The sequence below is a fragment of the Neorhizobium phenanthreniclasticum genome, assembly GCF_040066075.1.
GTDB lineage: Bacteria > Pseudomonadota > Alphaproteobacteria > Rhizobiales > Rhizobiaceae > Neorhizobium > Neorhizobium petrolearium.
The window spans coordinates 24,843-49,154 of the sequence record NZ_JBEAAL010000019.1 but is presented as its reverse complement, the minus strand read 5'-3'; the positions used below and the strand labels follow the sequence as shown (position 1 = coordinate 49,154).

The 24,312-nt window shown below is 63.8% G+C and carries 25 protein-coding genes; 24 read left to right on the top strand and 1 reads right to left on the bottom strand.

Annotation, left to right across the window (positions count from 1 at the left end):
- Nucleotides 1-93: 93 nt before the first annotated feature.
- The 24 genes from ABK249_RS21815 to ABK249_RS21700 all read left to right on the top strand — a co-directional run bounded on the left by ABK249_RS21815 (nucleotide 94) and on the right by ABK249_RS21700 (nucleotide 23,894).
- Complete coding sequence (locus ABK249_RS21815; protein WP_348863985.1) at nucleotides 94-663, top strand: head-tail connector protein; 570 nt, start codon at nucleotides 94-96, stop codon at nucleotides 661-663.
- On the top strand, nucleotides 663-995 hold the full coding sequence (locus ABK249_RS21810; protein WP_415926467.1) for a phage head closure protein: 333 nt from the start codon (nucleotides 663-665) through the stop codon (nucleotides 993-995). The genes ABK249_RS21815 and ABK249_RS21810 overlap by 1 nt, the downstream gene beginning before the upstream one ends.
- Nucleotides 992-1,390 (top strand): DUF3168 domain-containing protein, encoded by a 399-nt coding sequence (locus ABK249_RS21805; RefSeq protein WP_348863984.1) that lies wholly within the window; start codon nucleotides 992-994, stop codon nucleotides 1,388-1,390. Before ABK249_RS21810 ends, ABK249_RS21805 begins: the two co-directional genes overlap by 4 nt.
- A 33-nt stretch (nucleotides 1,391-1,423) precedes the next feature.
- The gene (locus ABK249_RS21800) at nucleotides 1,424-1,831 is read left to right on the top strand and encodes a phage major tail protein, TP901-1 family (RefSeq protein ID WP_348863983.1); all 408 of its coding nucleotides are present in this window, start codon (nucleotides 1,424-1,426) and stop codon (nucleotides 1,829-1,831) included.
- Nucleotides 1,831-2,181 (top strand): gene transfer agent family protein, encoded by a 351-nt coding sequence (locus tag ABK249_RS21795; RefSeq protein ID WP_348863982.1) that lies wholly within the window; start codon nucleotides 1,831-1,833, stop codon nucleotides 2,179-2,181. The genes ABK249_RS21800 and ABK249_RS21795 overlap by 1 nt, the downstream gene beginning before the upstream one ends.
- A gap of 62 nt (nucleotides 2,182-2,243) precedes the next feature.
- The gene (locus tag ABK249_RS21790) at nucleotides 2,244-2,453 is read left to right on the top strand and encodes a rcc01693 family protein (protein WP_348863981.1); all 210 of its coding nucleotides are present in this window, start codon (nucleotides 2,244-2,246) and stop codon (nucleotides 2,451-2,453) included.
- A 193-nt stretch (nucleotides 2,454-2,646) separates the two neighbouring features.
- Nucleotides 2,647-3,183 (top strand): phage tail tape measure protein, encoded by a 537-nt coding sequence (locus tag ABK249_RS21785; protein WP_037157536.1) that lies wholly within the window; start codon nucleotides 2,647-2,649, stop codon nucleotides 3,181-3,183.
- A gap of 6 nt (nucleotides 3,184-3,189) precedes the next feature.
- Nucleotides 3,190-3,828 (top strand): DUF2460 domain-containing protein, encoded by a 639-nt coding sequence (locus tag ABK249_RS21780; RefSeq protein WP_037157533.1) that lies wholly within the window; start codon nucleotides 3,190-3,192, stop codon nucleotides 3,826-3,828.
- A complete protein-coding gene (locus ABK249_RS21775) occupies nucleotides 3,825-4,700 on the top strand; it encodes a DUF2163 domain-containing protein (RefSeq protein WP_348863979.1) in 876 nt (291 codons plus the stop codon). The genes ABK249_RS21780 and ABK249_RS21775 overlap by 4 nt, the downstream gene beginning before the upstream one ends.
- The gene (locus ABK249_RS21770) at nucleotides 4,697-5,140 is read left to right on the top strand and encodes an NlpC/P60 family protein (protein ID WP_037157525.1); all 444 of its coding nucleotides are present in this window, start codon (nucleotides 4,697-4,699) and stop codon (nucleotides 5,138-5,140) included. Before ABK249_RS21775 ends, ABK249_RS21770 begins: the two co-directional genes overlap by 4 nt.
- A gap of 327 nt (nucleotides 5,141-5,467) precedes the next feature.
- A complete protein-coding gene (locus tag ABK249_RS21765) occupies nucleotides 5,468-9,268 on the top strand; it encodes a baseplate multidomain protein megatron (protein WP_348863978.1) in 3,801 nt (1,266 codons plus the stop codon).
- Between the two features lie 21 nt (nucleotides 9,269-9,289).
- Nucleotides 9,290-9,502, top strand: a complete 213-nt coding sequence (locus ABK249_RS21760) for a hypothetical protein (RefSeq protein ID WP_037157519.1) — start codon at nucleotides 9,290-9,292, stop codon at nucleotides 9,500-9,502.
- 116 nt (nucleotides 9,503-9,618) lie between these two features.
- Entirely contained in the window at nucleotides 9,619-9,885 is a 267-nt protein-coding gene (locus tag ABK249_RS21755; RefSeq protein WP_037157516.1) for a hypothetical protein, read from the top strand.
- Between the two features lie 42 nt (nucleotides 9,886-9,927).
- On the top strand, nucleotides 9,928-10,599 hold the full coding sequence (locus ABK249_RS21750) for a response regulator transcription factor (RefSeq protein WP_037157513.1): 672 nt from the start codon (nucleotides 9,928-9,930) through the stop codon (nucleotides 10,597-10,599).
- Nucleotides 10,589-12,010 carry an ATP-binding protein gene (locus ABK249_RS21745; protein ID WP_037157510.1) on the top strand — a complete coding sequence of 474 codons (1,422 nt, stop codon included), beginning with the start codon at nucleotides 10,589-10,591 and terminating at the stop codon, nucleotides 12,008-12,010. Before ABK249_RS21750 ends, ABK249_RS21745 begins: the two co-directional genes overlap by 11 nt.
- Before the next feature lie 281 nt (nucleotides 12,011-12,291).
- A complete protein-coding gene (locus ABK249_RS21740) occupies nucleotides 12,292-12,726 on the top strand; it encodes a membrane protein (RefSeq protein ID WP_037159662.1) in 435 nt (144 codons plus the stop codon).
- Nucleotides 12,727-12,880: 154 nt separating this feature from the next.
- The gene (gene ccmI, locus ABK249_RS21735) at nucleotides 12,881-14,017 is read left to right on the top strand and encodes a c-type cytochrome biogenesis protein CcmI (RefSeq protein ID WP_348863976.1); all 1,137 of its coding nucleotides are present in this window, start codon (nucleotides 12,881-12,883) and stop codon (nucleotides 14,015-14,017) included.
- Nucleotides 14,014-14,484, top strand: coding sequence for a cytochrome c maturation protein CcmE (ccmE, locus tag ABK249_RS21730; protein WP_037157504.1), 471 nt, complete (start codon nucleotides 14,014-14,016; stop codon nucleotides 14,482-14,484). Before ccmI ends, ccmE begins: the two co-directional genes overlap by 4 nt.
- The gene (locus tag ABK249_RS21725) at nucleotides 14,481-16,469 is read left to right on the top strand and encodes a heme lyase CcmF/NrfE family subunit (protein ID WP_037157501.1); all 1,989 of its coding nucleotides are present in this window, start codon (nucleotides 14,481-14,483) and stop codon (nucleotides 16,467-16,469) included. The genes ccmE and ABK249_RS21725 overlap by 4 nt, the downstream gene beginning before the upstream one ends.
- Nucleotides 16,466-16,921: a cytochrome c-type biogenesis protein gene (locus ABK249_RS21720; protein ID WP_227702272.1), complete on the top strand. Its 456-nt coding sequence runs from the start codon at nucleotides 16,466-16,468 to the stop codon at nucleotides 16,919-16,921. Before ABK249_RS21725 ends, ABK249_RS21720 begins: the two co-directional genes overlap by 4 nt.
- Nucleotides 16,922-17,070: 149 nt before the next feature.
- The gene (locus ABK249_RS21715) at nucleotides 17,071-18,645 is read left to right on the top strand and encodes a Do family serine endopeptidase (RefSeq protein WP_037157496.1); all 1,575 of its coding nucleotides are present in this window, start codon (nucleotides 17,071-17,073) and stop codon (nucleotides 18,643-18,645) included.
- A 155-nt stretch (nucleotides 18,646-18,800) separates the two neighbouring features.
- A complete protein-coding gene (locus ABK249_RS21710; RefSeq protein WP_037159659.1) occupies nucleotides 18,801-19,478 on the top strand; it encodes a response regulator transcription factor in 678 nt (225 codons plus the stop codon).
- Nucleotides 19,479-19,499: 21 nt separating this feature from the next.
- Nucleotides 19,500-20,891: a sensor histidine kinase gene (locus tag ABK249_RS21705; protein ID WP_037159655.1), complete on the top strand. Its 1,392-nt coding sequence runs from the start codon at nucleotides 19,500-19,502 to the stop codon at nucleotides 20,889-20,891.
- A gap of 39 nt (nucleotides 20,892-20,930) precedes the next feature.
- On the top strand, nucleotides 20,931-23,894 hold the full coding sequence (locus tag ABK249_RS21700) for a bifunctional [glutamine synthetase] adenylyltransferase/[glutamine synthetase]-adenylyl-L-tyrosine phosphorylase (RefSeq protein WP_348863975.1): 2,964 nt from the start codon (nucleotides 20,931-20,933) through the stop codon (nucleotides 23,892-23,894).
- On the opposite strand, the gene ABK249_RS21695 is transcribed toward ABK249_RS21700, so the two are convergent.
- Nucleotides 23,838-24,278, bottom strand: coding sequence for an HIT family protein (locus ABK249_RS21695; protein WP_348863974.1), 441 nt, complete (start codon nucleotides 24,276-24,278; stop codon nucleotides 23,838-23,840). The genes ABK249_RS21700 and ABK249_RS21695 overlap by 57 nt on opposite strands.
- Nucleotides 24,279-24,312: the final 34 nt, after the last annotated feature.

The window sequence follows — 24,312 nt, the reverse complement described above, 5'->3', positions numbered from 1 at the left end:
TGTCCTGACGGCCACCTGTGCGCTCGCTACTCCCTTCGCTCGGCGATCTCTTTCTATTCGCTACTCACTATTCGCTATTCGCTTGGAAACCCCATGACCTACGCCCTGACCACTCCGCCCGCAGCGGAGCCGCTGACGCTTGCCGAGGTGAAGGCCCACCTGCGTCTCGACGGTGCGGATGAAGATGCCTTGCTGGCCTCGCTCATCCGGACCGCCCGCGAGCATCTGGAACGCGAGACCGGGCTTTGCCTGATCTCTCAAGCCTGGCGGCTCCATCTCGACCGCTGGCCGAAGGACGGCATCATCCACATCTCGAAATTTCCGGTGCAATCGGTTGAAACCGTTACCGTTTACGAAGCGGACGGGACCGCCGTCGACATTCCGCTCCAGGATCATCTTCTCGACGGCGTGGGCCGGCCGGCGCGGCTGTGGCTCAGAAACCCGCCAGAGCCGGGGCAGGCGGTGAACGGCATCGAGATCGACTTCTCGGCCGGATATGGCGAGGCGGGGACGGACGTGCCCGATACGCTGAAGCGGGCAATGTCGATCCATATCGGTCATATGTTCGCCTTCCGCGGCGCGATCTCGCCGGATCAGCAGCCAGCCGGCATTCCGGACGGTTACGAGCGGCTGATCGCGCCGTTCAGGATGCGGAGGCTCTGATGGTCGTCTTCTTCGATCCCGGCCAGATGACGGCGCGGCTCGACCTGGAGGCGCCGCAGGCCGTGCCGGACGGGCAGGGCGGTGCAACCGTGTCCTTCGACGTGGTGGCTTCGCTCTGGGCGCGGATCGAGCCCGTCTCCTTCCTGGTGACGGAAGAAGCCGCCTCCGAGCGGGGCACGATCAGCCATCGCATCTGGGTGAAGTTCCGCGAGGATATCACAGCCGGCCAGCGGTTCCGCAAGGGCACGCGGGTGTTCGTCGTCAAGCTGGCCCGCGATCCCGACGAGACGCGGCGCTATCTCGTCTGCCAGTGCGAGGAGGAGACCCGATGACGGCGGCGAACGCGCTTCTGGTCGCGATTCATCAGCGACTTTCCGGCAATGCCGCCTTGACCGCGATCATCGGGGCGGACGGTGTCCGGGACCGGTTGTCGTCGCGGCCCAAGCTGCCTTGCATCGTGTTCGGCGAGCTGGAGGCGCGGGATTATTCGACCTCGACGGAGAGCGGTGAAGAGCATTTTCTGACGCTGGAGGTCTGGTCGGACGGCGAGGGACGGAGAGAGGCGCAGCAGATCGCCGGGCTTGTCCATGACCTGCTGCATGATGCGGCGTTGGGACTGGACGGCGCCGTGCTGGTCAGTCTCCTGCGGATGAGCATGCGCACGCGTCGTGAGCCGAAGACGAAGATCTATCTGACCGAAATGCGGTTCCGGGCGGTGACGGAATAGGTTCGCATCCTCTTCAACGAAAGGATTTGAGACATGGTGGCACAGAAGGGCAAGGACCTGCTCTTGAAGATCGACGACGGCGGCACGTACCTGACCGTCGCGGGGTTGCGTTCGAAACGGCTCGCCTTCAATGCCGAGACCGTCGATATCACGGACGCGGAAAGCGCCGGGCGCTGGCGGGAACTTCTGGGGGGAGCCGGCGTGCAACGCGCCTCGCTGACGGGCGCCGGCCTCTTCAAGGATCAGGCGAGCGACGCATTGGTGCGGACGGCATTCTTCGCCGGCAGCATTCTGGATTGGCAGATTTCAATTCCGGCTTTCGGAACGATCACGGGTCCTTTCCAGATGACGGCGCTCGAATATTCCGGCGAGCACAATGGCGAGATCCGTTTCGAGCTGGCGCTGGAATCGGCCGGCAGCCTGGCATTCGGAGCGCTGTGATGCTCGGCGGCGGGCGGGCGAACCGCAGGCGCGGCGAGGTGGAGGCGATGATCGACGGCGAACGCCGCATCCTTTGCCTCACATTGGGAGCGCTGGCGGAACTGGAGACGGCCTTTGCCGCCGGCGACCTCAACGGACTGGCGGAACGCTTCTCTTCCGGGCGCTTGAAGGCCGCGGACATGATCCGCGTCATCGGCGCCGGATTGAGAGGCGGTGGCAATCTCTTTTCCGACGACGAGGTGGCGGCGATGAACGTCGATGGCGGGGTTGCCGGTTCCGCCAGGATCGTCGGTGACCTGCTTTTGGCGACGTTCGGCGAGGCCAGCGGGGAAGCCACGGCAAACCCTTGAGGGCCGCGGCAGGCGGTCAGGCAACTCCCGGGAACGTGCGAAGCGGTTTTCCGTCCGGAATTGTGATCGAGGAAAAAGAGGTCAAGGCGGAGCCGTTTCCCTGGGAAACGGTCATGCATGCCGGCCTCTGCCTGCTGCGGCTGGTACCGCGAGACTTCTGGGCACTGACGCCCGTCGAGTTCTTTGCCATGACCGGAGGGCTGCGATCGCGAGGCGCGGCGATGGAAAGGGCTGGGCTGGAGGCGCTGATGAGGGCGTTTCCGGATGGGTGAGTACCCTCCCCTCGAGGGGGAGGGTCGGCACGCCGTGCCGGGGTGGGGTGACCTAGCCCTGAAGATGTCACCCCCCATCGCTTCGCGATGACCTCCCCCCTCAAGGGAAAGGTGGGAGCATGCCACCCTGGCTCGCGCCCTCTCTCCGCCGGCGGAGAGAGGGCCAGGGATGAGGGGCAATTGGAGACCAATCATGGAAGACGATGAGAACACATTTGCCGGCGCGCTCTCCAATGCCGAGGCGCTGGCCGGCGTGATGGCCGAGCTGGAAAGCCGGTCGCAGCGTTTCGGCGCCGCATTGACGGGCGCGTTGAAGTCCGCTGCCGGAGGCGGCAAGGGGCTGGAGGACGTGCTGCGGGGGCTTGGCAATCGACTGGCCGATATCACGCTTGCCGCCGGACTGAAACCGCTGGAGAGCATGTTGGGCAATGCGGTGGGTGGTCTGGTCGGCGCTGTGACGCCGTTTGCCGATGGCGGGGTGGTGCGCGCGCCAAGCTTCTTCCCGATGGGCGGCAATATGGGCTTGATGGGCGAGGCTGGCGCCGAGGCGATCCTGCCGCTCCGGCGCGGGCCGGATGGCGCGCTCGGCGTGGCCGCGGCCGCAGGCGGGGCGGAGCCGCAGATCGTCTTCAATGTTACCGCGACCGATGCCGCAAGTTTCCGCAAAAGCGAAGGACAGATTTCCGCCATGCTGGCGCGCAGCGTCGCACGCGGACGAAGAGGACTTTGAAACAGGATGAGCGGTTTTCATGATGTACGGTTCCCGCTGCGGCTGGCGCTCGGCGCGACGGGCGGGCCGGTGCGGCGCACCGATATCGTCAATCTTTCCAATGGCCGCGAGAGCCGCAACCAGCGTTGGCGGGATTCCCGGCGAAGCTATGATGCCGGATCGGGCGTAAAATCGCTGGCCGACCTTTATGCCGTGCTGGAATTCTTCGAGGCGCGCGGCGGACAGCTTTACGGATTCCGCTTCCGCGATCCGGTCGACTGGAAGTCCTGCGGGCCGGGCGAGGCGGTGTCGGCGAGCGATCAGGTGATCGGCACCGGGGATGGTGCAGCAGCCGAGTTTCAGCTCGTAAAGACCTATGCCGACAGCGGCGGGAGCTGGATACGGCGGATCGCCAAACCGGTGGCGGGGACGGTGGTCGTCTCGGTGGACGATATCGAGAAGCCGGCGGGTTCGTTCGAAGTCGATCCGGCGACCGGAATCGTGACTTTTGTGGCCGAGCATATCCCGATGGCCGGCGCGGTGGTGCGGGCAGGTTTCGAATTCGACGTGCCGGTGCGCTTCGATACCGACCGGATCGACGTCAATCTCGCGCACTTCGACGCGGGGCGCATCCAGACCATTCCACTGACGGAGATATTGGCATGAGAACGGCACCGGCGGCGCTTGCCGCACATCTGGCCGGCGAGGCCACCACCACCTGCCATTGCTGGCGGGTGACCCGGCGCGACGGCGTGGTGCTCGGTTTCACCGACCACGATCGCGATCTCGCCCTCGGCGGCACGGCCTTCCTGGCTGCGAGCGGCTTTTCAGCGAGTGAAGCGGAAGCGGCCGCCGGACTTTCCATCAGCGCCGACGAGGTGTCCGGCGGTTTTTCAAGCGCGGCGATCCGCGAGGAAGACCTGGCGGCCGGGCGTTACGACGGCGCGCGCGTCGAACAGTTTCTGGTGAACTGGGCGGCACCCGATCAGCATATGCTGCTGAACGTTCGCGAGATCGGCGAGGTCTCACGCGCCGGCGGTGAGTTCCGGGCGGAGCTGCGCAGCCTGGCGCATCGGTTGAGCCAGCCGCAGGGGCGTGTCTACAGCCGCCGCTGCGATGCCGTGCTGGGTGATGCCCGCTGCGGTCTGGACCTTTCGTCCTGGCGCGGCGAAGGAGCGGTTATCGAGGTGAAGGATGCAAGCCGGATCGTCGTTTCCGGGCTCGGCGGTTTCGAGAGCGGGTTCTTCCGGCAGGGCGCGTTGACGTTCTCCAGCGACGGGGCGGCCGATGTCGAAACGCACGAGCGGAGAGCGGATGGCACGGCGGAGCTGACCTTCTGGCTGCCGTTGGAGGAGCCGATTGCAGCGGGCGAGACGTTCACGGTGACGGCTGGCTGCGACAAGTCGTTTGCGACCTGCAGGGCGCGCTTTGCCAACCACCTGAATTTCCGGGGCTTCCCGCATATGCCGGGCGCCGACTTCGCCTATTCCTATGCCGATGGGGAGCGGGTCCATGACGGCGGCCCGATTTTCGAATGAGCGGGATAGGCGGCAAGGTCGTTGTGTTGGCGGAGAGCTGGATCGGCACGCCCTATCGTCATCAGGGCGCGGCCAAAGGGATCGGCTGCGATTGTATCGGGCTGATCCGCGGCATCTGGCGCGAGCTCTACGGTGGGGAGCCGGAGGCGGTGCCGGCCTATGCGCCAGACTGGGCAGAGCGGAGCGGCGAGGATCGTCTGGTGGACGCGGCGCGGCGGCTGTTCGGGGAGCCAGTGCCGATGGGTGAGGCACAGCCGGGTGACCTGCTGCTGTTCCGCTGGCGGCCGGATTGCGCCGCCAAGCATGCCGGCATCCTCGCCGAGCCGGAGCACTTCATTCATGCCTATGAGCAGACGGCGGTGACGCGCTCGGCGCTGGTGCCTTCGTGGAGGCGACGGATTGCAGCCGTGCATCGGTTTCCGGCGATAGGGCGCGATTGAAAAACATGCCGTTTGGCGTATATTGATGGAGTGGTGAGCGAGGCGGCAACCCCGCCCACCGTGGACTTATCTTTTGAATACGACCCGGACGGTCAGTGACCAGCTCGTCCGGGTCATTCTCAATATAAGCGCAATGCCAATCGGCCTAAGCCTCATAACATCACCTCCATCATTGAGGGCAGGGCTCCTGCCTGAGTCAGTGTAGCCTATCTCCACTGATGCGCCGGCTGGCGCGGCGCCTGCTGCTTCTGCTCTCGAATTTCCACACGCTATCACAATCTAAGCGCGCATCCAGTGGTATCCGCAGGATGGCCGCGAGGTATTTTCATGGCCACCATTCTCTTTCAGGCAGCGGGTGCGGCGCTCGGCGGTGTGTTCGGTCCTGTCGGCGCGATCCTCGGGCGCGCGGCGGGGGCGCTGGCCGGCGGCCTGGTCGATCGCGCTCTGATCAATGGCAGCACGACGGTCTCAGGCGCCCGGTTGGCCACTGCGCGCATTCCGGGTGCGGACGAGGGGTCGGCGATCAACCGCGTCTACGGCACGGCGAGGATCGGCGGCACGCTGATCTGGGCGACGCGGTTCGAGGAGGAGGTGACGCGTGAACGTTCCGGCGGCAAGGCGACGGGGCAGCGGGTCGAGACGTTCCGGTATTTCGCCAACCTGGCGGTCGGGCTGTGTGAAGGGCCGATTGCGGGCGTGCGGCGCGTCTGGGCCGACGGGCGCGAACTCAGCCTGACAGCGATCGAGATGCGGGTCTATCGCGGCGACAAGGGGCAGTTGCCCGATCCGCTGGTCGAAGCGAAGCAAGGCGAAGATAATGCGCCGGCCTATCGCGGCCTTGCTTACGTGGTGTTCGAGCGATTGCCGCTCGACAGTTTCGGAAACCGCATTCCGCTCATGCAGTTCGAGGTGTTGCGGCTGGTGGGCGCGTTGGAGCGGCAGATCCGTGCCGTCACGATCATCCCTGGCGCGACTGAACATGGTTATTCGACGGTGCCGGTGACCGAAAAGACCGGCGAGGGCAGCGCGCGCATCCTGAACCGCAATGTGCTGACGGCGGCGACGGACTGGCAGGCTTCGCTGGACGAGTTGCAGGCGCTCTGCCCGAACCTTCAGCGTGTGGCGCTGGTGGTCTCCTGGTTCGGGACCGATCTCAGGGCCGGGCATTGCCGGATCGTGCCGGGCGTGGAAGTCGCGGCAAGGAGGGAGGAGAGTACCGAGTGGTCCGTGGCCGGGATGTCGCGTTCGGCAGCGCATCTGGTGAGCCGGGATGGCGGACCGGCCTTCGGCGGCACGCCGAGCGATGCGAGCGTGGGGCAGGCGATCGCCGACCTCAAGGCGCGGGGGCTGAAGGTCTATCTCTATCCGTTCGTGATGATGGATATCCCGCCCGGAAACAGCCTGCCGGACCCTTATGGCAATGCGGAGCAAGCGGCCTTTCCCTGGCGCGGTCGGATCACCTGCTTTCCGGCGCAGGGGCAGCCGGGAACTGCAGACAGGACGGCGGCGGCGCGAGCGCAGGTCGAGGCGTTCTCGAACGGTGCCGATGGATATCGGCGGATGATCCTGCATTACGCCGGTCTGGCGGAGGCTGCGGGTGGCGTGGACGGGTTCATTATCGGCTCGGAATTGCGCGGGCTGACGCAGCTCCGCGACGAGACGGATGCCTTTCCCTTCGTGCAGGAACTGGTCGGGCTGGCGACGGACGTAAGGGCGATCGTCGGCACGGCAACGAAGCTCACCTACGGCGCGGACTGGAGCGAATATTCCGGCTTTCACCCGCAGGATGGTTCGGGCGAGGTGTTCTTCCATCTGGACCCTCTCTGGGCTTCGCCGGATATCGATGCCGTCGGCATCGACAATTACATGCCGCTGGCCGACTGGAGGGACGAGGACCTTTTTGCGGACAATCCGGATGGATTCCGGCTGGCGGACGATGCCGAGGCGATGGCGGGGCAGATCTCCGCCGGAGAAGGCTTCGACTGGTATTATGCGAGCGATACGGACCGCGAGAACCGGGTGCGCTCGCCGATCACCGATGGGCTCGCCGGAAAACCATGGGTATTCCGTACCAAGGATCTCTCCGGCTGGTGGTCGAACCGACATTACGACCGGATGGATGGTATCGAGAAAGCGACGCCGACAGCCTGGACGCCCGGCATGAAGCCAATCTGGTTCACCGAACTCGGCTGCCCGGCCGTGGACAAAGGCGCCAACCAGCCGAACGTCTTCATCGATCCGAAATCGGCGGAAAGCGCGGCACCTTATTTCTCCAGCCTCGCCCGTTCCGACAGCATGCAGCGACGGTTTCTCGAAGCACATCATGGCCGGTGGCAGGGCGAAGACGCATCGACCGGCATTGTCGATGCAGACCACATATTCGTCTGGACCTGGGATGCGAGGCCCATGCCAGCCTTCCCCGACGACCTGTCGATCTGGAGCGACGGCGGCAACTGGCGCGCCGGCCACTGGCTGAACGGGCGCCTGGGAGGCACGACGCTGGCGGATGCGATCGCAGCGATCCTGACCGAGCACGGGTTCATGGATTTCGACGTCTCCGAAGTGAGCGGCGACCTGACAGGTTACGTGCAGGGCGAGGTGACCTCGGCGCGCGCACTCCTTGAGCCGTTGCTCGACGTCTTTCAGGTGGATGTCACCGAGGATGCCGGAAAACTGCGCTTTCGGTCGCGGCTGAGTGCGAGCCTGGCGCCAGCGAGCGTTTCGGTCGTCGCCGATATCGAGGGCGAGCCGCTCTGGTCCGAGAACCGCAGTCACGACAGCGATTTCGCAGCGGAAGCGGTGCTGACATCATACAATCCGCGGCTCGATTATGAGCAGGCCAGTGTGCGCTCCCACCGGACGCGGGCCGCAAGCCAGCGGACCCTGAGCTACGATCTGCCGGCGGTGCTTGCGCAGGAGACGGCACTCGGCGCGGTCGAGACGCTGCTGCGCACGCAGCGGATCGGGCGGAGAACGGTTACCTTTTCACTCTCACCTGCCGATATCGGGGTCGAGCCGGGGGATGCGGTGCGGTTGGCGCTGCCGGATATCGCCGGTCCGGACGGGACCTTCATCGTCGAGCGGATCGAGGAGGGGGCCGCACGGCGGATCGAGGCACGCCATCACGCGCCGCTTGCACCGGCGAATTACGCCGGCGAGCCGGAACGCAGGAATGGGGGCGGCATCGTTTCCGATGCCTTTGCGCCGGTCCTGCACTTCCTCGACCTGCCCCGTTTTTCGTCGGGCGAAGCGCCAGGCTTCGCGCGCATTGCCGGTCACTGCCGGCCGTGGCGACGCATGGCGCTGTCGTCGTCAACCGGAAGCCAGGGCTACCGGACGCGGACGGTGCTCGACCGACCCGCTAGAGTGGGCGTTCTGGCTGCGCCGCTCAGTCCCGGCATGACCGGGCGCTTCGATAGGGGCGGTATGGCGGAACTCGACCTCTTCTTCGGCGGATTGTCCTCTGCGGATGAGCGGGCGGTGCTGAACGGCGAGAACCGGATCGCAGTAAAGGCGGCGAACGGCGTCTGGGAAGTGATCGGTTATGCGGATGCGGAGGAGATCAGTCCGAACCGCTGGCGCCTCGGGCGCTTGCTGCGCGGTCTCGGCGGCACGGAAGATGCGATGCTGGCCGGCGCGGGTCAGGGCGCTGCCGTCGTGGTTCTCGACGAGGCGGTGGTGTCGCTGGGGCTCACGGCGGAAGAGCGTGGTCTCAGCATGAACTGGCTGGCGGAAAGCCTTGGCCAGGCTGGCGGCCGCTCAGGCCCGCATGTCTTTGCAGGCGGCATCCGCGCGGAGACGCCATTGTCGCCCGTGCATGTCCGCGGGGAGCGACAGGCAGCGGGCGACGTCCGGGTGACCTGGGTGAGACGCGGCAGGGTGGAAGCGGACGACTGGGAGGGAGCGGATATCCCGCTGGACGAACCGACGGAGCGCTACCGCATCGAGGTTCTGGACGGAGCAATCGTCCGGCGCGTGATCGAGGTGACGGAACCGGCCTTCACCTATCCGGCGGCCGATGAGACTGCCGACTTCGGCGCGGCGCAGACGAGCCTTTCATTGCGCATACGGCAGATGGGCCGCGCCGTGCCGCTCGGTGTGCCGGTTGGAACGACCATTTTACTTTAGCTCAAGAAACGGAGATGAAACATGGACGGGATGAAGGCCTGGTATCAGTCGAAAACGGTCTGGGGCGCACTGATTGCAGTCGGTGCATCACTTTTGCAGGTGGCGGGAATCGAGCTCGGCGCCGACATGCAGGCCGATCTTGCGGACATCGCGGTGACATTGGCGGGGGCGGCCGGCGGGCTTCTTGCAATCTATGGGCGGATTTCTGCCGATACCGGAATCAGGGGAAAATAGCCTCCTGAAAGAAAGCATTACGGACCATTCATTTGCCATTCAGCCGCCTTTGGTTACATACTCCGTCATATGCTTCGGGCATGTATCCTGTTGTCTTGTGAGTGGAAACTGTAACCATGGCGCGACTGCCGATCATCGCGATACTGGCTGCCGGCATTGCCGGTTTTTCCGGCCTGCAGCCGGAAAAGGCCTCCGCGCGTGATTATCTCATGCTCGTTGCGGGCGATTGCGGCTCGGCGGCATCTCGCGTTGTGCGGGAAACCGGCGGCCAGCTTCTTTCTGCTCAGCCGTCCTCCGACGGCCAGACCTGTGTCGTCACGGTGCTCGTCCAGGGCAACGGCAGCGAGAGGCCGCGTAAGGTCACCGTAAGGGTTCCGATGTAAGCTCTCGGCCAATCTGCCGGCATATCATTCGAGGGACGGTGCATGCGCATTCTGGTGGTCGAAGACGACGTCAATCTCAACCGGCAGCTTTCCGATGCCTTGAAAGAGGCCGGTTATGTGGTCGACCAGGCTTTCGATGGCGAGGAAGGCCATTACCTCGGCGACAACGAGCCCTATGACGCGGTGATCCTCGATATCGGCCTGCCGGCCATGGATGGCATCACCGTCATCGAGAAATGGCGCGCCGGCGGCAAGGGCATGCCGGTGCTGATGCTGACCGCGCGCGACCGCTGGAGCGACAAGGTGGCGGGAATAGATGCCGGTGCCGACGATTATGTCGCAAAACCTTTCCACGTGGAGGAAGTGCTGGCGCGGGTGCGTGCGCTGATCCGCCGTGCCGCCGGGCACTCCTCTTCGGAGATCGTCTGCGGGCCGGTCAGGCTCGACACCAAGGCATCGAAGGCGAGCGTCGACGGCGTGACGCTCAAGCTTACCTCGCACGAATTCCGGCTGCTCTCCTACCTGATGCACCATATGGGCCAGGTCGTTTCCCGCACCGAGCTTGTGGAGCATATGTATGACCAGGATTTCGACCGCGATTCCAATACGATCGAGGTTTTCGTGGGCCGGCTTCGCAAGAAGCTCGGCGTCGATCTCATCGAGACTGTCCGCGGCCTCGGCTACAGGATGCAAGCGCCAACTGATGCGCGTTAGGTTTCACACCATCGGACCGAGATCGCTGACAGCCCGCGTGCTGCTTCTCGCAACCGCCTGGTCGGCGCTGGCCCTGGTGGTGATCTCGATCGTGATTTCGCAGCTCTACCGGCAATCGGCGGAGCGCGCCTTCACCGACCTTCTGCGCGCTCAACTCTACAACGTCATCAATTCGATCACGATCGGCAGCGACAACCAGCTCTCCGGAAGCCCGCAACTCGGCGATCTGCGCTTTTCCCAGCCGGAGACGGGCTGGTACTGGATCATCGAACCGCTCGGCACCTTTGCGGCAAGGCCGCTATCCTCCTCCTCTCTCGGCACTTCGAACATCAGCGTGCCCTCGATCCTGGCGGTACCCTTCAACAACCGCTACGAGCGCTTCTATCCTGCAACTGACGCCTTCGGGAACCATGTTCTCGTTGCGGAAACCGAGGTTGTCCTTGACGGCGAGGGGCGGGCTGCCCGCTTCCGCGTGTCGGGCAATCTGGCGGTCGTCGAGGAGGATATCCAGGCCTTTACCCGCAGCCTCTATATCGCGCTCGCCGTCTTCGGCCTGGGCAGTCTCGTCGTGAACGGCCTCGCCATCCTCTATGGCTTGCTGCCGCTCGACGGGGCCCGCCGGACGCTCGAAAGGGTGCGGCGCGGGGAGGCGGAGCGGCTGGAGGGCGAGTTCCCGCGCGAGATCATGCCGCTTGCCAATGACATCAATGCGCTGATCGAAAGCAACCGCCGCCTTGTCGAGCGGGCGCGCATGCAGGTTGGCAACCTCGCCCATTCGCTGAAAACGCCGATCGCCGTGCTGCTCAACGAAGCGCGCTTGCTTGACAAGCCGCAGTCCGAACTCGTGCGTTCGCAGGCCGAAGCCATGCAGGCACAGGTGCAATCCTATCTCAGCCGCGCGCGCATCGCCGCCCAGCGCGAATCCCTGCTCGCCCGCACGGATATCGAGCCGGCGCTGGAGCGTCTGGTCCGAGTCATGCGCCGGCTCAATCCGGACAAGGAATTCCATCTTTCCGTCTCACCGCCAGGCGCAGCACTTGCCATGGAGCAGCAGGATGTGGAGGAGACGATCGGCAATCTGCTCGAAAACGCCGCGCGCTTCTGCGAGACGGGTGTCTGGATCACCGCAACGCCGGCCTCCGGGCCGCAACAGGACGGGGATGCGCTGCGGCGCACCTGGGTCGAGATGACGGTGGAGGATGACGGGCCAGGGCTCGAACCCGACCAGATCCGCGAAGCGATGAAGCGCGGTACGCGGCTCGATGAGAGCAAGCCGGGTGCAGGTCTGGGTCTGTCGATCGTGCGCGAGATCACCAGTGAATATCAGGGTATGTTCGAGCTGACGCGCGGACCGCGCGGGGGATTGATGGCCCGGCTTCTCCTGCCGGGCGTGACGAAGAGTGTGGCGTGAACCCGACGAAGGCTGCGAGGCGAGCCATGACAACACCGGAGCAGATGTGGCGGAAGGGCAACATGGGATTGATCCGTTCCTCCGGTTATGGACGGATGGATCGCCTGCTATATCTTTTCCGGAAACAGCGTCATTGCTGCAGCCTGCTGATATGCGAGGATTGAGCCATTATCGGATCCATGTGTTTTTCGAGTAGCGCCATAATGATGCCATGCCGAGACGGAAGCAATTTCGGCAGAGATGACCGAGCAAAGACAACTCGCGACCCGGTTTTTGACAAGATGCGATCCCCGAAACTCCGAAATGCCGTTTCATTGTTTCTTGTAGCGGGCATGCTTGCCGGCTGCGGTACAGCGTCACGTAGCGGGATGGGTGGACCGCGTGGCCTTCTTTCGCCGAAGCCTTCCGCGTCCGCCTCCTATATTTCCGCGTTGCAGGGCGGTATCGTCGGCCGCACGGGTGTGACGCTTTCGGCGAGCGACCGTTCACGCGCCCTGGAGGCGGAATACCGGGCTTTGGAAGGAGCCGCCGTCGGCCAGACCGTACCCTGGAAGGGAGATGACGCAAACGGCCAGGTGGTCGCCAATGCTCCTTATCAGGTCGGAACGCAGAATTGCCGTCAATATCGTCATACTGTAACCGCCGACGGACGCGACGTGACGGCACGCGGTGCGGCATGCCGCAATTCCGACGGGACGTGGACGCCGTTAACGTGAAGTTTGATACGTCTGCGACGCTTTGACTTATGTCATGGCCGGATACGGCTTCAGACACCATATGAATGCCGCGACTTGCGGCGAAACGCCTCAAATTCGCGTCAACGCCGGCGCCGCAGTTGGAAAGCTAGCGCCGTTGCAGTAATGGGCCATTATGGTTTTGTGGATTATCCTCGCGCTTCTGACGGCAGCCGTTGCGGCAGTGCTGATCGCGCCCTTCGCCCGCGGCGGCAAGGTGGCGCCTGCCGATCGTACCGGTGAGGTCGAGGTTTATCGCGATCAGCTGAACGAGCTGGAGCGGGATCGCGCCCAGGGTCTCATCGAGCCCCAGGAGGCCGAATATGCCCGCGCCGAAATAGGCCGCCGGCTGCTTGCCGCGGCGGGGGCGAATGCGGATAGGCAGGAAGGCGCGGCAAAGGCGGGGAAATATGCCCTCGTGACCTCCATGGTAACGCTCGTGCTGCCGGTCGTCGGTCTCTGTCTTTACTTGACGCTTGGCAGCCCCGGGCTTCCGGACCAGCCGCTCGAAGCGCGCCTCGCCAATCCCGGCAACAATGTCGCCCTGCTCGTAGCCAAGGCGGAACGCCATCTCGCCCAGAACCCGAACGACGGGGCGGGCTGGGATCTGCTCGCGCCGATCTACTTCCGCTCCATGCGGCTGGGTGACGCCGAAATGGCTTATCGCAATGCGATCCGCCTGCTTGGCCCCAGCGCAACCCGGTTGGCCGGTCTCGGCGAGACGCTGGTGGCTTCCAACGACGGCATCGTCACGGAGGATGCACGTTCTGCGTTCGAAGAGGCGGTGAGGCTCGAACCGGATAATCCGCGGTCGCGCTTCTATGTCGGCCTCGGGCTCGAACAGGCGGGGCGGGCGGCAGAGGCGCGGAGCGTGTTCGAGGCGATCGCCAAGGATTCGCCGGCCGGCGCGCCATGGCTCGAGCTCGTGAACCAGCATATTGCCAAGAATGGCGGCACGGTCGCGCCCGATCAGAGTACGGCGCAGGCGCCCGGCAATCCGACGCAGGAAGACATGGCCGCAGCCGGGACCATGTCTCAGGATGACCGGCAGGCGATGATCCGCGGCATGGTGGACAGCCTTGCGGCGCGGCTGAAAGAGGATCCGAACAATCTCGAAGGCTGGCTGAGACTGGTACGCTCCTATACCGTGCTTGGCGACAAGGAGAAAGCCCAGGAAGCGCTGAAGAGCGGGCTTAAACAGTTTCCATCCTCCGGCGAACTGGTGGCGCTGGCGAACGAGATGGGGCTCGCCGTGGAAGGAACGACCCAATGACGCGCAAACAGAAACGGCTTGCGGTGATCGCAGGCGGCATGAGCTTCATCATCGTCGCCGTGCTGCTCGTCATGTTCGCCTTCAGCCAGTCGGTCGCCTATTTCTTCATGCCCGCCGACCTCGCCAAGACGGAGGTCAAGCCGGGCACGCGTATTCGGCTCGGCGGGCTGGTGGCGGAAGGTTCCGTAAAGCGCGGCCAGGGTTCGACGGTGAGTTTCACCGTGACGGACGGCACGGGCGACGTGCCCGTCACCTATACGGGCATCCTGCCGGACCTCTTCCGCGAAGGGCAGGGCGTGGTGACCGAGGGAACCTTCGACGCGGTGACGCATAGTTTCGTTGCCGACAGCGTGCTTGCCAAGCATGACGAGAACTACATGCCGAAGGAAGTCGCTGACCGGCTGAAAGCCGATGGCGTATGGAACGAGGGCCAAGGTAAAGAGGGCAAGGAGGCGGCGACCCGATGATCATCGAGATCGGCCACTACGCGCTTGTGCTCGCGCTTGCCACTGCCCTGATTGTTTCGGTCCTGCCGGCGATTGGAGCCCGGCGTGGCGACACGGCGATGATGGCGCTCGGCACAACCGGGACGCTGACGGTCTTCGCGCTCGTCGCCCTGTCGTTCATTGCGCTGACCTGGGCCTATGTGGTCTCGGATTTTTCGGTGAAGAACGTCTGGGAGAATTCCCATTCGCTGATGCCGCTGATCTACAAATATTCCGGTGTCTGGGGCAATCACGAAGGCTCGATGATGCTCTGGCTGCTGATCCTGACTTTTTTCAGCGCGCTGGTGGCGGTCTTCGGGCGGAACCTTCCGGACAGTCTGAAAGCCAATGTGCTCGCCGTGCAGGCCTGGATCGCCGGCGCTTTTCTGCTCTTCATCCTGCTGACCTCGAACCCGTTCCTGCGCCTCGATCCCGCCCCTGCCGAGGGGCAGGACCTCAATCCGGTGCTGCAGGATTTCGGGCTCGCGGTGCATCCGCCGCTTCTCTATCTCGGTTATGTCGGCTTTTCCGTCTGTTTCTCCTTCGCTGTTGCGGCCCTGATGGAAGGACGCATCGATGCCGCCTGGGCGCGCTGGGTCAGGCCCTGGACGCTCGCCGCCTGGACCTTCCTGACGGCCGGCATCGCCATGGGTTCGTACTGGGCCTATTATGAGCTCGGCTGGGGCGGCTGGTGGTTCTGGGACCCGGTCGAGAACGCCTCGTTCATGCCCTGGCTCGCCGGCACGGCGTTGCTCCACTCCGCGCTTGTCATGGAAAAGCGCGAGGCGCTGAAGATCTGGACCGTGCTTCTGGCGATCATGACATTCTCGCTGTCGCTGCTCGGCACCTTCCTCGTCCGCTCCGGCGTTTTGACCTCCGTGCATGCGTTCGCGACCGATCCGACGCGCGGCATCTTCATCCTTTGCATCCTGGCGATCTTCATCGGCGGCGCTTTCACGCTGTTTGCCTGGCGGGCGCCGATGCTGAAAGCGGGCGGGATTTTCGCGCCGATCTCGCGCGAGGGCGCTCTGGTGCTGAACAACCTGATCCTGACGGTCGCGACCGCAACCGTGCTGACCGGCACGCTCTATCCGCTGGTGCTCGAAACGCTGACCGGCGAAAAAATCTCGGTTGGCGCGCCCTTCTTCAACATGACCTTCGGGCTTTTGATGCTGCCGCTTCTGGTCGTGGTGCCCTTCGGGCCGATGCTCGCCTGGAAGCGGGGCGACCTGCTCGGCGCGCTGCAGAGGCTCTGGATCTTTGCCGCGCTGGCGTTGTTCGCAGGCCTTGCCTTCTATTACGTTCACAACGGCGGTCCGGTGATGGCGATCTTCGGGCTCGCGCTTGGCTTCTGGGGCATGTTCGGCGCGCTCGCCGATCTCTGGTATAGAGGCAATTTTTCGAAGGTCGGGTTGTCGGTCGGTCTACGGCGGCTTGCTGGCCTGCCGCGTTCCGTCTTCGGCACGGCGATCGCCCATTTCGGCCTCGGCGTGACGGTTCTGGGGATTTTCGCCGCGACGACCTTCGGCACCGAAACGGTGGTCGAGATGAAACCCGGCGCTTCTGTCGATGCCGGCGGTTATTCGCTGACCTTCGACGGCATGCGAGACGCGGTCGGCCCGAACTTCACGGAGCAACGCGGGCATTTCACGGTCAGCCGCGGTGGCGTCCAGGTTGCGGATACCTGGTCGTCGAAGCGGCTTTATACGGCCCGGCGCATGCCGACGACCGAGGCGGGCATCCTGACTTTCGGGCTCAGCCAACTCTATGTCTCGCTCGGTGATCCGATGGAAGGCGGCGGCATCGTCGTGCGCATCTGGTGGAAGCCGTTCATCCTGTGCATCTGGGGCGGCGCGCTGATCATGATGTTCGGCGGCTTCGTGTCGCTGTCGGACCGCAGGCTTCGGGTCGGGGCTCCAAGGCGGAAGGCGAAGCCGGTGAAACCGGCACTGGAGGCAGCGGAGTGATGCGCAGGCTTTTCATCGCGCTTTTCCTGTTTCTGAATGCGCTGCCAGCCTTTGCCGTCAATCCGGACGAGGTTCTCTCCAATCCCGTTCTCGAACAGCGGGCGAGGAACCTCTCGGCGCAACTGCGCTGCATGGTCTGCCAGAACCAGTCGATCGACGATTCGAATGCTGAGCTTGCCCGCGACCTGCGCGTGCTGGTGCGCGAGCGTTTGAGCAACGGCGATACGGACAGCCAAGTGATCGACTACGTCGTATCGCGCTACGGCGAGTTCGTGCTTTTGAAGCCGCGCTTCAGCACCAAGACAATGATCCTCTGGGCAACGCCGATCCTGCTGCTTCTCATTGGCGCCACTGCGATTTTCGTTTTCGTCCGCACGCGTCCCAGCCAGCGGACGGTTGCGGCGCTGACGCCGGAGGAGCAGTCGAAACTCGAAGAGTTCCTGAAAAAATAGCCGCCTGACACAGCCAAGGGCGAACATTACCAATATTTCATTCGTCCGCCACGTGCAGTTAACGTGTTGCCGCCTATATCTTCGTCATCCACCGCCTGGCCAGACCTCCGGCCAACATCACGACTGAAGAAAAGAAGGTAACTCTAAAGATGCGCAATATCGGACGTCCCTCCCTGAAGACCGTTTTGAAGGCCTCCACCGTGGCTGGTCTTGCAGCGGTCATGCTGTCGAGCGGCATCCCGGCTCAGGTCGTGCAGTCCTTCGCGGCTCCGGTCAGCGTCACCGCGCCGCAGGCACCGAGCTTTGCGGACGTCGTCTCCGCCGTTTCGCCCGCCGTCGTTTCCGTCCGTGTCCAGTCCGACACGCAGGTCGCTTCCGACGACAGCAGCAATTTCTCCTTCAATTTCGGCGGCCGCGGTTTCGACCAGCTTCCGGACGATCATCCGCTGAAACGCTTCTTCCGCGAATTCGGCGGCCAGATGCCGGGCGGCCCCGGCGACCGCGACCAGGACCGCGCCGAACGGGGCGGCCCGCGCGGCCCGGACAGCAACCGCCCGCACCGTCTTCGCCCGACCGCCCAGGGGTCCGGCTTCTTCATTTCCGAAGACGGGTATCTCGTGACCAACAACCACGTCGTCTCCGACGGTTCGGCCTACACGGTCGTCATGAACGACGGTACCGAGCTTGAAGCCAAGCTCGTCGGCAAGGACAGCCGCACCGACCTCGCGGTCTTGAAGGTCGACGCCTCCAGCCGCAAGTTCACCTATGTCAGCTTCGCGGACGATTCGAAGGTGCGCGTCGGTGACTGGGTCGTCGCCGTCGGCAACCCGTTCGGCCTTGGCGGCACGGTAACGGCCGGCATCGTCTCGGCCCGCGGTCGTGACATCGGCTCCGGTCCCTATGACGACTACATCCAGGTCGACGCGGCCGTGAACCGTGGCAATTCGGGTGGCCCGACTTTCAACCTTTCGGGCGAAGTGGTCGGTATCAACACGGCGATCTTCTCGCCTTCCGGCGGCAATGTCGGCATCGCGTTTGCAATCCCCGCCTCGGTGGCCAAGGACGTCGTCGACGACCTGATCAAGGACGGCAAGGTGGAGCGTGGCTGGCTCGGCGTCCAGATCCAGCCGGTCAATCAGGACATTGCCGAATCGCTTGGCCTCAAGGAAGCCTCCGGCGCCCTCGTCGTCGCCCCGCAGGAAGGTTCGCCGGGCCAGAAGGCCGGCATCAAGGAAGGCGACGTCATCACCGCCGTCAACGGCCAGCCGATCAAGGATGCCCGTGACCTCGCCAAACGCGTCGCGGCCTTCGGTCCGAACACCAAGGTCGATGTCGAACTGTGGCGTGACGGCAAGGCCCAGACGATCCCGGTCACGCTCGGCAACCTCGCAAGCGACGAAGCTGCCGCCGCCGAACCGAAGCAGCCCGACGCTCCGGCCCCGTCCAGCGAGAAGGCGCTTGCCGATCTCGGCATCACCGTTGCCCCGGCCGAGGACGGTTCCGGCCTCTCGGTGACGGAGGTGGATCCTGACTCCGAGGCTGCCGCCCGCGGCCTGAAGAGCGGCGAAAAGATCGTCTCGGTCAACAATCGCAAGGTGGAGAGTGCCGCCGATATCGGCAAGGTGATCGAGGAGGCCCGCAAGGACGGCCGCACCCGTGCGCTGTTCCAGGTCGAAGGCAGCGGCAACAGCCGCTTCATCGCCCTGCCGATCGATCAGGGCTGATCCCTTTTTGGTCGTATTGAAGCGGGGCGCCGCCGGCAACGGCCGGCGCCCTTTTCCTTTGGAAGGGAAAAGAGATGGAGACGAGCGTCCGTTATTCTGCCGAAACTGCCGAATCCAATGGTGCAAAAACGGGCGGTGACGCTATTGTTCCGCACATGAAGATTCTGGTGATCGAAGACGACCTGGAGGCGGCTGCCTACATGACCAAGGCCTTTCGCGAGGCCGGGATCGTGGTTGACCATGCAAGCGACGGCGAAAGCGGCCTCTTCATGGGCACGGAAAATTCCTACGACGTGCTGGTGATTGACCGCATGCTGCCGCGCCGCGACGGTCTGTCGGTCATCAGCGAGCTTCGCAAGCGTGGCATCAACACCCCCGTGCTGATCCTCTCCGCCCTCGGCCAGGTGGATGACCGCGTGACGGGATTGCGCGCCGGCGGCGACGACTACCTGCCGAAGCCCTATGCCTTTTCCGAACTGCTTGCCCGGGTGGAAGTGCTGGGACGTCGGAAAGGCACGCCCGAACAGGACATGGTCTACCGCGTTGGCGACCTGGAACTCGACCGCCTTTCCCACGAAGTGAAGCGCGCCGGCAAGGAAGTGCTTTTGCAGCCGCGCGAATTCCGCCTGCTCGAATATCTGATGAAGAATGCCGGCCAGGTCGTCACCCGCACCATGCTGCTCGAAAACGTCTGGGACTATCATTTCGACCCACAGACCAACGTCATCGACGTGCATGTCTCGCGGCTTCGCTCGAAGATCGAGAAGGACTTTGACAAGCCGCTTCTGAAGACGATCCGCGGCGCCGGCTACATGATCAAGGACGAGGCCTAATTGCTCGCACGTGCCCGCCTGATGTTTCGCTCGACAGCCGTGCGGCTGTCGGCGCTCTATATTCTGCTCTTCGCACTATGCGCCGCTTTTCTCGTCTTTTACGTGACGGCGATGTCCGAACGGCTGCTCGCGCAGCAGACGCGTCAGACATTACAGGAGGAGGTGCAGGATATCGAGCGCGCCTATGAGCGCGGTGGCATCAATCTTCTGCTGCGGATGATGGAGCGCCGCGCACGCCAGCCGGGTGCCAATCTTTATGTGATCGCCGGTCCGAACGGCGAGATGCTGGCGGGCAATGTCGCCTCCGTGCAGCCGGGCGTGCTTGACGAGCAGGGTTGGACTAAATTTCCTTTCAGCTACGAACCTTATTCGGAGGCCGCCGGTTCGCGGAGGCACTTGGCCGTGGCCAATGTGCTGCTCCTCGACAATGGCCTCCGGGTCATGGTGGGCCGCGATCTGGGGGATCCGAACCGGTTCCGCGGTCTCGTGCGGCGGGCCTTGATGGTGGCGTTGGCGATCATGGGCTTCGGCGCGCTGGTGATCTGGTTCGGTATCGGCCGCAACGCGCTGAAGCGCATTGACCGCATGTCGGCGGCAAGCCAGAAGATCATGGCCGGCGACCTTTCCCAGCGCCTGCCGGTCGGAAAATCCGGCGACGAATTCGACAGGCTGTCGGATTCGCTGAACGCCATGCTCGGCCGCATCGAGAAACTCAACGAAGGCCTGCGTCAGGTCTCGGACAACATCGCCCATGACCTGAAGACACCGCTGACGCGGCTGCGCAACAAGGCGGCCGATGCGCTGGCCGAGAAGCGCGAGGACGTGCGCCGCTCCGCCCTGGAAGGCATCATCGCGGAATCCGACCAGCTCATCCGAACTTTCAATGCATTGCTGATGATTTCTCGCGTGGAAGCCGGGTCGATCGCCGCGGAAATGTCCGACGTCGATCTTTCGGCGATTTCCGCCGACAGCGCCGAGCTCTATGAGCCGGTGGCGGAGGAGGCGGGCCTTTCTCTCACGACCGCGCTGGAGCCGGGCCTCATCGTGCGCGGCAACCGCGAGCTCATCGGTCAGGCGATCTTTAATCTGCTCGACAACGCGATCAAATATGCCGCCGGAGGCAAGGGCGAGCCGAAGGTCGGCGTGAAGCTTGCAAAAAAAGACGGCACGTTTCGGCTCTCTGTCTGCGATAACGGGCCGGGCATTCCGCCCGAAAAGCGCGACGAGGTGCTGAAGCGGTTCGTCCGTCTTGACGAAAGCCGCTCCAAGCCGGGCACCGGGCTTGGCCTTTCGCTCGTCGAGGCGGTGATGGAACTGCATGGTGGTTCGCTCGAACTTTCCTCCACGCACAAGGAGAATACGGAAGCGCCCGGCCTGACCGTCACCATGGTCTTTCCGGTCCCGAAGCCCTAAGTGGGTATAGAGCGAGGGAGAGATTCGAGGAGGATTTCGGTGTCGGGAAAACTGAGCCGGCTCGATGCGGTCAAGGCGGATGTGATACGCCCGCTGAACCAGGCGGAGTTGAAGGCGGCGACGGCCGCCTTGAAGGATATGGGCAAGACCGAGCCGGCGGTTGCCGATCTGCTCGCGAAGGAAAGCCCGCTCAGGAATTTCATCGCCGCAGCCTTCACGCTTTCGCCCTATCTGCGCGACACGGCCGTCATTTCTCCCGCGTTTCTCGCTACAGCGATAGGTGAGCCGCTTGAGCCGGCTTTGGAACAACTGATCGATTCGGCGCGCAATTCATGGCGTCCGAAAGACGGCAAGGCACCCTCGGAAAACGAGGTGATGACGACACTCAGGACGGCTCGGCGGGGTTTGAGTTTTCTGGTCGCGCTCGCCGATCTTGCGCGCATCTTTTCCGCTCGGGACACGACCCGCTGGCTGAGCGCCTTTGCCGATGCTTCCGTCGCGGCAACAATCGACCATCTTTTGCTCGCCGGCCATGAGAGCGGCAAGCTGAAGCTTGCCGATCCTGCTGAACCGAGCAAGGGCTCGGGCCTTATTGTGCTCGGCATGGGCAAGCTCGGCGGCCGCGAGCTCAACTATTCTTCCGACATCGACATCGTCGTCTTTTACGATCCGGAAGCGGGCATCCTGAACGATCCGTTCGACGCTTCGGAAATCTACGGGCGGATGATGCGGCGGCTGATCCGCATCCTGCAGGAGCGCACGGCGGACGGCTATGTCTTCCGCACCGATCTGCGCCTGCGCCCCGACCCCGGTTCGACGCCGCTTGCCGTCTCGCTCGATGCGGCGCTGATCTATTACGAGGGCAGGGGGCAGAACTGGGAGCGGGCGGCCTTCATCAAGGCCCGGCCGGTTGCGGGCGACATTGCTGCCGGCGACAATTTCCTGCGGCTTCTGATCCCCTTCGTCTTCCGCAAATATCTCGACTACGCGGCGATCGCCGACATCCATTCGATCAAGCGGCAGATCCATGTCCACAAGGGGCATGGCGCGATCGCCGTGAAGGGCCATGACGTGAAGCTCGGCCGCGGCGGCATCCGCGAGATCGAGTTCTTCGCCCAGACCCAGCAATTGATCGCCGGCGGCCGCATGCCGCCGCTGCGCGCCCGGGAGACGGAGGCGGCGCTTGCCGCCCTTGCCGAGGCGAACTGGATCGCGCCGGAGATCGCCGCGGAACTCACCGGATGCTACTGGTTCCTGCGGGATGTCGAGCACCGCATCCAGATGGTGCATGACGAGCAGACCCATAACCTGCCGGAGACGGATGCCGAGTTGAAGCGCATCGCCTTCATGCTGGGCTTTGCCGATGCGGCGAGCTTTTCGGCCAGGCTGGAAGAGGTGCTGCGGACGGTCGAAAGACGCTACGCACGGCTCTTCGAACAGGAGGCGAAGCTTTCGGGCGGTGACGGCAACCTCGTCTTCACGGGACAGCAGGATGATCCCGGCACACTTGAGACGCTCGCTTCGCTCGGCTTCGAACGGCCGGCCGACATGTCCCGCGTCATCCGCACCTGGCATTACGGCCGATACCGCGCCACGCAATCTGTCGAGGCGCGCGAGCGGCTGACGGAGCTCATGCCGGCGCTGCTCAAGGCATTTGGGGAAAGCAAGCGGGCCGACGAGGCATTGCTGCGCTTCGATCATTTTCTCAAAGGCCTGCCGGCCGGAATCCAGCTCTTCTCGTTGATCGGCAACAACCCGCCGCTATTGGCACTGATCGTCACGATCATGTCGTCGGCACCAAGGCTGGCGGATATCGTCGCCTCCAAGCCGCATGTCTTCGACGGCATGCTGGACCCCGGCCTGATGGCCGAGCTGCCGACCCGGGGATATCTCTCGCAGCGGCTGACGACCTTCATCGGCGGTGCAAGGGCTTACGAGGAACTGCTCGACCGGCTGCGCATCTTCGCTGCCGAACAGCGTTTCCTGATCGGGATCAGGCTGCTCACCGGAGCGATCTCAGGCGTCGAGGCGGCGTGCGCCTTCACTCATCTTGCCGATCTCCTGATCGAGGCCGCGCTGAAGGCGGTCACTGCGGAAATTACGGCCGCGCATGGCGCCTATCCCGGCGGGCGTGTCGCGGTGATGGGGATGGGCAAGCTCGGCAGTTTCGAGCTCACCGCCGGTTCCGACGTCGACCTCATCCTTCTCTATGACTACGACGGAGACGCAATGGAAAGCGAGGGGCCGAAGCCCATCGATTCCACCCGTTATTTCACCCGCATCACGCAACGGCTGATCGCTGCACTTTCCGCACCCATGGCGGAAGGCGTGATCTTCGAGGTCGATCTCCGTCTGAGGCCGTCGGGCAACAAGGGGCCTGTTGCCACGCGCATCAACGCTTTCAGCAAGTATCAGCGCGAGGAAGCCTGGACCTGGGAACATATGGCGCTGACGCGTGCCCGTCTCGTCTGCGGCGATGAAAGCCTTGTGAACGAGGCGAGGGATGTGATCGGCGAAGTGCTTTCGGCCAGGCGGGGCGTCGGCAAGATCGCCAAGGATGTGGCCGAGATGCGCGCGCTGATCGAAAAGGAAAAGCCGCCGCGCGACATCTGGGATTTCAAGCTCATCCCCGGCGGTCTGATCGACATCGAGTTCATTGCGCAATATCTGCGCCTCATCGCGCCGGCGAGCGGCGTCGCCATCGATACCTATGGCTTCAGTACGGCCGAGGCACTGAAGACGCTGGGCAGCAAGCTGATGCCGCCCGGCGATCTCGACGCTTGCCTCGAAGCGCTGCGCCTCTTCACCGAGCTTTCCCAGATCATAAGGCTCTGCGTTGACGGTCCCTTCGATCCCAAAGACGCGCCGGCAGGTCTCCTGGAGCGTGTCTGCCGGGCAGGGGGCTGCCCGGACATCGGGACGCTGGAAGGGGAGATCAAGAGGCTTTCAAAGGCGGTGCGGGAGGTGTTCGGGAGGACTGTTACTCCCCGGGCCGTCAAGTGACGATTGTCGGCGGTTCTTCAACTGCTTGAGGTGATAGCGTATGCCTTGACCTGTGAGCGGTTCGTCGGCGAAGCGCGCAATTACATGCAGATGCACGTGATCGACTGCCTGCCCTGCTGCGTGCCCTACATTCCATCCCAAGTTGAAGCCGCTAGGCTCTGTCTGGTCCAAATGGGCTTTGGCTCTAATCAGGAGATCAAAGGTGTCGATCCACTCGGCAGGAGTGAGATCGAATGGCGAGTTGACGTGCCTGAAGGGGATGATCATGCCAGAATGCTGGAGAACCTCATCTGTACTTTTGAGGAAGAAGCAGGTTTCGTTGGCGAAAACGGGCTGGTCCTTCCCGCTTCGGTTTGCCACGCAGAACGGACATTCTGGCGACATACTCCCCCTCGCTTCAATTCCTTGTCTTGCTGTA